At 61.6% G+C, this 8,292-nt stretch carries 8 protein-coding genes and 1 pseudogene; 1 reads left to right on the top strand and 8 read right to left on the bottom strand.

The genetic code is table 11. The features are described 5' to 3' along the window. Window positions 1-52: 52 nt before the first annotated feature. Window positions 53-2,362, bottom strand: a complete 2,310-nt coding sequence (locus WCA53_RS07930) for a TonB-dependent receptor (protein ID WP_423907706.1) — start codon at window positions 2,360-2,362, stop codon at window positions 53-55. Between the two features lie 205 nt (window positions 2,363-2,567). Here WCA53_RS07930 and WCA53_RS07925 point away from each other — a divergent pair, with 205 nt between their 5' ends. Continuing rightward, a complete protein-coding gene (locus tag WCA53_RS07925; RefSeq protein ID WP_423907704.1) occupies window positions 2,568-3,605 on the top strand; it encodes a histidine kinase in 1,038 nt (345 codons plus the stop codon). Here WCA53_RS07925 and WCA53_RS07920 read toward each other — a convergent pair. From WCA53_RS07920 to WCA53_RS07890, 7 genes and pseudogenes are all read right to left on the bottom strand, one after another. Next, complete coding sequence (locus WCA53_RS07920; RefSeq protein ID WP_423907701.1) at window positions 3,539-4,237, bottom strand: response regulator; 699 nt, start codon at window positions 4,235-4,237, stop codon at window positions 3,539-3,541. The two genes, WCA53_RS07925 and WCA53_RS07920, sit on opposite strands and share 67 nt — an antisense overlap. Further along, a complete protein-coding gene (pqqE, locus tag WCA53_RS07915) occupies window positions 4,234-5,406 on the bottom strand; it encodes a pyrroloquinoline quinone biosynthesis protein PqqE (protein ID WP_423907699.1) in 1,173 nt (390 codons plus the stop codon). The genes WCA53_RS07920 and pqqE overlap by 4 nt, the downstream gene beginning before the upstream one ends. Continuing rightward, window positions 5,403-5,678, bottom strand: a complete 276-nt coding sequence (gene pqqD, locus WCA53_RS07910; RefSeq protein WP_423907697.1) for a pyrroloquinoline quinone biosynthesis peptide chaperone PqqD — start codon at window positions 5,676-5,678, stop codon at window positions 5,403-5,405. The genes pqqE and pqqD overlap by 4 nt, the downstream gene beginning before the upstream one ends. Further along, window positions 5,675-6,376 carry a pyrroloquinoline-quinone synthase PqqC gene (gene pqqC / locus WCA53_RS07905; RefSeq protein ID WP_423907695.1) on the bottom strand — a complete coding sequence of 234 codons (702 nt, stop codon included), beginning with the start codon at window positions 6,374-6,376 and terminating at the stop codon, window positions 5,675-5,677. The genes pqqD and pqqC overlap by 4 nt, the downstream gene beginning before the upstream one ends. A 47-nt stretch (window positions 6,377-6,423) precedes the next feature. Further along, window positions 6,424-7,344 (bottom strand): pyrroloquinoline quinone biosynthesis protein PqqB, encoded by a 921-nt coding sequence (gene pqqB, locus WCA53_RS07900; protein WP_423907693.1) that lies wholly within the window; start codon window positions 7,342-7,344, stop codon window positions 6,424-6,426. A gap of 46 nt (window positions 7,345-7,390) precedes the next feature. Then, on the bottom strand, window positions 7,391-7,960 hold the full coding sequence (locus WCA53_RS07895; protein ID WP_423907690.1) for a cytochrome b: 570 nt from the start codon (window positions 7,958-7,960) through the stop codon (window positions 7,391-7,393). A gap of 105 nt (window positions 7,961-8,065) precedes the next feature. Beyond that, window positions 8,066-8,292, bottom strand: a pseudogene (locus WCA53_RS07890) (formylmethanofuran dehydrogenase subunit C); the annotation flags it as partial.

Genomic DNA, 8,292 nt, shown 5'->3' with positions numbered 1-8,292 from the left:
GGTTTGCGTTCGCACCCGGGGCGAGGAAAGAATCCGGTGCGAACTTTTCCCGCTACTTCCATGCATACCTCAGCCCCACCCATGCCCCCCGCGGCGCCCCGATACCCAGGAATTGCTCGTTGACCGGATTGGCGCCGTTGAACGTATGGTTCGCACCATCGAAATCGTTCTCGCCGAGAATCGCAAAACTCGCATAGCGCTTGTTGAGCAGGTTCGTGACGGTGGCGAAAATCTGTAGCTGCTTCGTGACGTTGTAGGTAGTGTCGAGGTCGATCAGGAAATAGCCCGCTACCGTACCGTTCACGTCCTGGTTGTCTTCGTCGCCACGGGCGAAGATGTTGCCGCGATACGTCAGGTTGGTGCCCACGTTCCACTTCGGTGTGGCGGCATAGTCGAGCCGCAACTTGATCGTGTTCTGCGGAATTCCCGGGATGCGGTCTCCCGGCTTGACGGTGATATTGCCGTTGGCGTCGGCGCTCGAATTGCTGGAACTGCTTTCGGTCCAGGTCGACTGATAGGTCGCATCCACGTAACTGTAATTCGCGGCCACAGTCAGCGGCCCGAACTGCGTGGTCCCGGTCAGTTCCACGCCTTGCCGGCGCGTCTTGCCCACGTTCTGGAAGAACCCGAGCGTGCTGGCCGCGCCATTGCTGCTGATGAACTGGATGTCGTTATCGAGCGTTGTCCGGTAGAGCGCGGCGCTCCACGACGACGCGTGCCCGAACTGGCCCCGCGCGCCGACCTCGTAGGTCTTCGAGATCACCGGTTGCAACGACGGGTCGGCAATAAAGTCGTTCGGCAAGGAACACGGCGCGGCCGGGTCGGCACAGGCAAGTTCGATCGCGGTCGGCGCGCGCATGCCTTCGTTGTAAGTGGCGTAGGCGGTGAAGGTGGAGGTAGGGTTCCAGTTGACGCCCACCGCCGGGTTGAAGCGCGAGAAGGTGTGGCTGCCGTCGAGCAGCGGCTCTACGCCGCTTTCATCGCCAATGTCGGACTTGGACCAGTTATAACGCCCGGCCAGTGTCACGGACCATTGCTGCGTGATCGACAACGTGTCGTCGAAATACACGCCGTAGTTGGCGTTGCGCGTCTTTGCATCGGTTTCCTGCTCATACGGACTAATCCCTATGGTTGCGCGGGAATCAGTAAATTGCGCGTCTTGCGAAGCCTGCGTGAAATGCGAGTTGGCGAAGTCGGCCGCCATACCCGCGACGAACTGGTTCTCCATGCCTGCCAGCTTGTTGAGTAGCGTCATTTGCAGGCTGGCGCCGTAGCTGTCGGTGACAATCACTGACTGCACGTTGGTCGCCTGGACCGTGTCGATGTTGCCGTCGGCATCCGTCATGCCGAAGTCGTCGTTGGTGTTGCTGCTGGTGTTCACATTGCGGTAGTGCCGGTAATACGCGTTGCCGCTGATCTGCAGGTTGGGGTTGAAATAGTGCTCGCCCGACAGCGTGAGATAACCGAGCTGGTTCTGGTTCTGGTCCGGAAACGTATAGGCCTGCTTGTAGTCATCGAGGAAGGAGCGCGGGATGGTCTGCGAGCCCTGCAGATCGTTGTCGGCACCCCCCATGGATACTGAAATCGTGGTGTCCGCATCGGTGTAGCGCAGCTTGCTGAAGGCTTGCCGCACGCGGCTGGAGTTGTGGTCGGCCCAGCCGTCGTCGTTGGTCATGTTTCCGGTGAAGTAATAATCGAGATTATCGCCGATCACGCCCCCCTGTTCGATCTGCGCCGTCTTGCGGCCCCACGAGCCAGCCGTCACTTCCGCGTCGCCGCCCGGATCGCTGCGGCCGTTTTTCGTAAAGACGGTAACGGCGCCGCCCAGCGTGTTGAGGCCGAAGGTGGGATTGGAGCCGGGGATTATCTGGATCGTCTTGATCGCGGCTTGCGGGATCAGGTCCCAGTTCACTACGTCGCCAAATGGCTCGTTGACGCGGACGCCGTCGAGGAACACGGACAAACCCTGCGGCGTGCCGAGCAGCGGCGACGCCGTAAAGCCGCGATAGTTGATGTCGGTCTGGTACGGATTGCCCTGGGCCTCGTTGATGTCGACACTGACCACGTTCCTTTCGAAATAGTCGGTGATGTCGTTTGGATGCTGCTGTTCGATGGCGCTGCCCTTGATGGTCTGGACGTTGGCAGGCACCTTCGTAAGCGGCGTGCCAATGCCCAGCAGGGGTGTGGTGCCAACGACCACGATCGGCTCAAGCTGGATTACCTTCGCCTCGGATGCCGCCACCGGCGGAGCGGCCGCCTCTTGTGCCCAGGCCGTGGCGCTCAGGCCCGCAAGCGCACTGCCGACGCACAAACGCAGCGCGAACGGAGGCGTGCGAGAACGGTGATGCAGCGCTGTGCTCATGATCGTCTCCTGCAGGTTGTCGTGGTCGTCGTTATTGGCACAACGTTCGGACACAGTGGATATCCGCGTCGTTGCCATACTGAAAGCCTCCCACAAGATGCAGCCGATGCAACCGGGAGGTCTTCCCGATTACAGGGGGAAGCATTCCCAACCCGCTCGGTACACACGCGACGCGAGCCCGCGCGCTGAGTAGAATGAGAGCGCCATGCCACCCGATTTCCCGACCTCACCCGCACAATCGCCCGCACCGCACTCAAGCGCGCGGCGCGATCTCGCTTGCGTGCTGGGGGCAACGATGCTCGCCGCTGCGCTCTGCACGCGCTTCAATGTCGGCGAGCTCACGTATTTGCTCACGCGTCGTTTCGAGCGCTTCCAGCTGGACGAGCTTCCTCCCACGCTGGTCGTGCTGGCATTGGGCCTTGCGTGGTTTGCCTGGCGCCGTTATCGGGAGTCGCAACGGGAATTGCTGCATCGCCGCGCACTTGAAGAGGAAACCGAACGGCTCCTGGCCGACAACCGCCGTCTCGCGAGTGAAAACATCGGGGCACAGGAAAACGAGCGCCGTCATCTCGCACGCGAGTTGCACGACGAACTCGGGCAGTACCTGAACGCCATCGCGCTGGACGCGGGACGTATCCGCGACCTGTCGGCGCAAGGCGAGCCTGAAGTCCATCGTTTGTCGCTAGCGGTCATGCAGAGCGCCAGCACGGTATATAGGCAAATAGGCGGAATGATCCGGCGCTTGCGGCCCATCGGTCTCGATGAATTCGGCCTGCCGAGCGCGCTGGAGCATTGCGTTGAAAGCTGGCGCGAGCGCTTGCCGAAAGCTTCGTTCACCCTGACGGTGGAAGGCAACTTCTCGGCTCTGGCGGACGTGCTGAACATCACGCTTTACAGGCTGGTGCAGGAAGGGCTGACCAACGTGTCGAAGTTTGCGCACACGTCGCGAGTGGAAATTTACCTGGTTCGCACTGCGGAGGATAAAGACTCAGGACGGAAGAACCGCGACGAGATCATGGTGACCATGACCGACGACGGTCCCGGCATCGACCTGTCAATACCGCGCACGGGCCTGGGGTTGATCGGCATGCGCGAGCGTGTCGAGGCGATCGGCGGTGAGTTCCATATCGCAAGCCAACCGGGCAGTGGCTTCCTGTTCTGCGCGCGGGTGCCGGTTCAGGCCGGATTGCCCGAGCCGAACGAGCTTAGCGAACCGGCTGAGTTGGCGAAATCGGAGAAATGAAGACCCAGGCGGTTCGCCATCTGCGCAAGCTGCACCCCGTTGTCCGCGCCGAACTTCTGCCGGATCACCGACTGGTGGTTGGCAACGGTCTTCTGACTCACGCCCAGTCTCTCCGCAATGCTCGGCAGCGTATAACCCTGGACCAGCAGACGCAGCACCTCGAATTCCCTTGCCGATAATTGCCGTCCCGGCGGCCCTTCCTGGAACGCGGTCCGCAATGCGAGCGCTTGCGAAATGTCCGGGCTCAGATAGCGCGCTCGCGCGGCAATTGCCCGGACTGCTTCCACCAGGACATCGGGCGCGCTTGCCTTCGTCACGTAACCACGCGCGCCGGCATCGAGCGCACGCCGCACGAAGATCGTCTCCTCGTGCACGCTGAAGATCAGCACATGGGCGTCCGGTTCGCGGGCGAGCATGCGTCGCATTGCTTCAATGCCGCTCGCGCCCGGCAGCGCCAGGTCCATCACGACAACGTCCGGACGCAATGCACAGAAACGCTGGTACGCCTGTGCAGCATCGGCGGCTTCACCGGCCACACTCACGTCCGGACTCAGTTCGAGAAGGCGCCGGTAACCCTCGCGCACCACGGCGTGGTCGTCGACCAGGAGGACACTGATATTGGCGATAGTCATTTGCGGACTCCCGCGAGCTCGGGGACGTTGTGATGGTCTGGATCAGGGCCGTCGGGCGACGCCGCCAGCCGGCGTGAGTTGCTGTCGTTGCGAAACATGATTGGTTGCGCTTGCGGCTCGCGTTCAACTGCCGCACGGCGCACCACGTTGATCACGGCTTCGTGGTGGGGCGATTTATCGCAGACCGGGTCGGCGTTGGCCGGGTCGCCGGTCAGCAGGTACGCCTGGCAGCGGCAACCCCCTGCGTCGATGGTTTTTTCCTCGCAACTGCGGCAGGGTTCCTTCATCCAGTCGAAGCCACGAAATCGGTTGAACGCGTCGCTGTCGTACCAGATCTCCCGGATCGAGTGCTCCTTCACGTTCGGGAACGTCAGGCCGGGCAGCGAACGCGCCGTGTGGCAGGGCAGTGCCGCGCCGTCCGGGGCGATGCCGAGAAACACCGAGCCCCAGCCGTTCATGCAGCGTTTGGGCCGCGTTTCGAAGTAGTCCGGCACTACGAAGAAAATTTTGCAGCGGTCACCGATTTCGCTTCTGTAGCGTTGAACCACCGCTTCGGCTTCTTGCAACTGCTCGGCGGTCGGCATCAGTTGGGCACGATTGGTGTGCGCCCAGCCGTAGTACTGCGTGTTCGCGAGTTCGAGATATTCGGCGCCCATGGCAAGCGCCATGTCGATGATCTTGTCTACGTGGGGCAGGTTGTATCGATGCAGCACGCAGTTGAGCACCATCGGAAATCCGTGCTCCTTGATTGATTTCGCGACCCGATTCTTCAGATCAAAGGTACGTGTGCTGCTCAGGAAGTCGTTGAGTTCCTGGGTCGAGTCCTGGAACGATAACTGGATGTGATCGAGACCGGCCTCTTTCAATGCGTCGAGTCGCTTGTCCGTCAAGCCGACTCCCGACGTGATCAGGTTCGTATAAAAACCGAGCTGGCGTCCCTCGCGCACGAGCACTTCGAGGTCGTCGCGCAGGAGCGGCTCGCCGCCGGAAAAACCCAGTTGCGCCGCGCCGAGCGCGCGCGCTTCGCGCAATACGCGCAGCCATTGATCGGTGGACAGTTCGCTGCTGTGGTCGGTGTAGTTCACCGGGTTGTAGCAGAACACGCAATGCAGCGGGCATCGGTACGTCAGTTCGGCCAACAGCCACAGCGGCGGGGCGATATCGCTCATGGTGCAGCCTCCACGGTTTCCAGCCATCCGCGGCGCTCGGCTTCCGCCACGAACAAACGGACTTCGTCGCCTATGCCCTGCGCGTTAAACGCTTGCTGCAGGTCCACGATCAACGTGTCGATATCGCGCGTGCCGTCGCAGCGCTTGAGGATCTCCCCGGCGCTTTGATTGAGCTTCACCATGCCTTCGGGATACAGCAGCACGTGCGCTTCCTGCGCCGGTTCCCACTGCAGCCGAAAGATTGCCTTGAGCTTGAGCGTGGCTGCGGTCATTGGGGGAAGGCCTTTTCGATGGCGTCGAGCATTGACCACAGGATGTCGAGCTTGAACTGCAATATGTCGAGCGCGCGTTGCTGCTGTTCGCGGGTCTTGAAGTAATCGAGTGTGACCTGCAAACCGTGTTCGACATCGCGCTGCGCCAGCGAGATACGGGACCGGAAATACGTGAGGCCATCGGCTTCTATCCACGGATAGCACGACGGCCACGTGGCCAGCCGGTCCTTGTGGATCTGCGGCGCAAAAATCTCGGTCAGCGACGAACACACCGCTTCCTGCCACGGCGCGCGGCGCGCGAAGTTGACATAGGCATCGACGGCGAATTTCACGCCCGGCGTCACGTGTTGCAGCGACCAGAGTTCGTCGCGGGAGAGACCGACGGCGTCGCCTAGCCGCGCCCATATCTCGATGCCGCCTTCGTCGTTGCCGTAGCCGTCATGATCGAGGATGCGCAGCACCCAGCGCCTGCGCGTCTCGCGATCCGGGCAATTCGACATCACGGCCGCATCCTTCAGCGGAATGTTGATCTGGTAATAGAAGCGGTTCGCGACCCAGCCGCGAATCTGCTCGCGTGAACAGCCGCCCGTGTTCATCTTCACGTTGAACGGATGATGAATGTGATACGCGGTGCCTTTCGCGCGAAGCTGGGCTTCGAACTCCTCGCGGGTCCAGGGGTTATCTTGCTCGGTAGTCATCGGAGTGCGGCCGTTCACTTAAGTCCTCCCATGCGCGCTATCAATACTTAAAGCTCGAATGCCAGGCCGTCGAATGCAACTTCAATGCCGTGCTCCGCGAGCCGTCGTCGTTCGGGACTGTCTTCAATCAGGATCGGATTCGTGTTGTTGATGTGGATAAGGACTTTTCGTACCCCGGCGCGTCCAATCGAATCAAGCACGTCGATCATGCCGCCCGGACCGGTTTGCGCGAGGTGACCCATATCGGCGGCAGTTTTTTTGGAGAGTCCGAGTTCGATCATTTCGTTCGGCGTCCAGAGCGTGCCATCGACCAGCAACAGGTCGGCCGCGTTCATGGCTTCGAGTACATGAGGCTCGAGTGCACCGAGGCCGGGTGCGTAGAACGCGCGCTTGCCCGAGCGTTCGTCGATGAACGTCAGCCCGATGTTGTCACCGCGTTGCGGCGCTTCGCGATGCGGCGAATAAGGCGGCGCCTTGCTCGAGAGCGGCAGCGCTTCAATGCGGATGCCGGGTAACGCAGGAACGGCAAACGACGATCCGTCCAGCGGAATGGCATGGCGTTCGACGCCGCAGTAGTGCGCAAGTATGGACACAACGGGCAAGCCGGTGCTCAGGTCCTGCAGCACGGCGTCGGTGACGTAGAGCGGCAATGGAGTGTCCCGTTCACGCAGCATCAGCAGACCGGTCACGTGATCGACCTGCGCGTCCATTGTGATGACAGCCGCAATGCCGCTGTCGCGCACGCGCCGCGCCGGTTGCAGTTCGGGATGGGCCGCGATTTGCGCAAGCAGGTCCGGCGATGCATTGACGAGCAGCCAGTCTTCGCCATTCGTACTCACGACGATTGAGGACTGCGTGCGGCGCTGCGCATTCAGCGTGGCGTTTCGCACGCCATCACAATTGCGGCAGTTGCAGTTCCATTGCGGAAAACCGCCCCCCGCGGACGAACCGAGCACCTTGATTTTCATACGGCGTGGCGCTCGCGGCGCCCCTCCTTCAACAATCCATGAAGCCTCACCATGGCAGCATCCTTTCCATCAGGCGGTCGCGGTCTATCAACTGATGTTTGAGCGCACCGGCCACATGCAGCACGATCAGCGCGATCAGCACCCAGGCGCAGGCCGTGTGCACTGTGAAGAAAATCTTGCGCAAGCCGGGGTCGTCCCAGGCCCACATCGGCAGCGGTATGCCCCAGAAGCGCGTGCCGAACTTGTTGAATGACGAGCCAAGGTAGCCCGTCAGGGGCATGACGATCATCGCTACATATAAAAGACCCTGCGTCATGCTCGCGGCGGCGCGTTGCCACGCTTGCATCGGGGGAAGCGGAGGCCGGCCTGCGACCTGGCGAACCACGATGCGAATCAGCACAAGCAGGAAAACGGTCATCCCAAGCGACTTGTGGAAGTTGATCAGGCTCGACTTGAACGCGAGGCCTTTCGGCAGCCCGACCATGTAGAGACCGATGCCGAGCATGGCGATGATCGCCAGCCCGATAACCCAGTGCAGTGCGATCTGCGCGGATGAAAAACGCGGCACGCCGGCACTCGCGTTGAGCGGTGCGGGGGACGAACGCGCGATGTTCATGGTCGCCTCCTTGCGTTGGTTGCGGCGTAGGCCGTGTCTCGCGTTTTTCTTGCCCGGTTCCCTGCGCGTTGCTTCACGGATTGTTCCACCTTACGCCGAATGTTTTCATCCCACGACCAGCAGTTCCCCGCGTCCATCCACGGCCAGATCGCCGGTGTACCGGCGCGGCAGGGTGCTGCCCATCAACGTCGAAAATGGCGCAATTTCGGCGGCGAGCGAACGGACAAAAAGTGCCCAGAAGACCTCGAAACCCTGACCTCCGTCTGAGAACGTCGGCGGCAAGCTGGCGGGCGCCTGGACCAGCAACAACGTGCCGCGCCGCATGCCGTAGC

This window comes from Caballeronia sp., from assembly GCF_049581465.1.
In the GTDB taxonomy this organism is placed as follows: domain Bacteria; phylum Pseudomonadota; class Gammaproteobacteria; order Burkholderiales; family Burkholderiaceae; genus Caballeronia.
The sequence above is the reverse complement of the archived record's forward strand: the minus strand, read 5'-3'. Positions and strand labels throughout refer to the sequence as shown.

Bases quoted from the DNA above. Each gene is read 5' to 3' on its own strand.
- WCA53_RS07930 (WP_423907706.1), bottom strand. From the start codon at position 2,362: ATGAGCACAGCGCTGCATCACCGTTCTCGCACGCCTCCGTTCGCGCTG.
- WCA53_RS07925 (WP_423907704.1), top strand. From the start codon at position 2,568: ATGCCACCCGATTTCCCGACCTCACCCGCACAATCGCCCGCACCGCAC.
- WCA53_RS07920 (WP_423907701.1), bottom strand. From the start codon at position 4,237: ATGACTATCGCCAATATCAGTGTCCTCCTGGTCGACGACCACGCCGTG.
- pqqE (WP_423907699.1), bottom strand. From the start codon at position 5,406: ATGAGCGATATCGCCCCGCCGCTGTGGCTGTTGGCCGAACTGACGTAC.
- pqqD (WP_423907697.1), bottom strand. From the start codon at position 5,678: ATGACCGCAGCCACGCTCAAGCTCAAGGCAATCTTTCGGCTGCAGTGG.
- pqqC (WP_423907695.1), bottom strand. From the start codon at position 6,376: ATGACTACCGAGCAAGATAACCCCTGGACCCGCGAGGAGTTCGAAGCC.
- pqqB (WP_423907693.1), bottom strand. From the start codon at position 7,344: ATGAAAATCAAGGTGCTCGGTTCGTCCGCGGGGGGCGGTTTTCCGCAA.
- WCA53_RS07895 (WP_423907690.1), bottom strand. From the start codon at position 7,960: ATGAACATCGCGCGTTCGTCCCCCGCACCGCTCAACGCGAGTGCCGGC.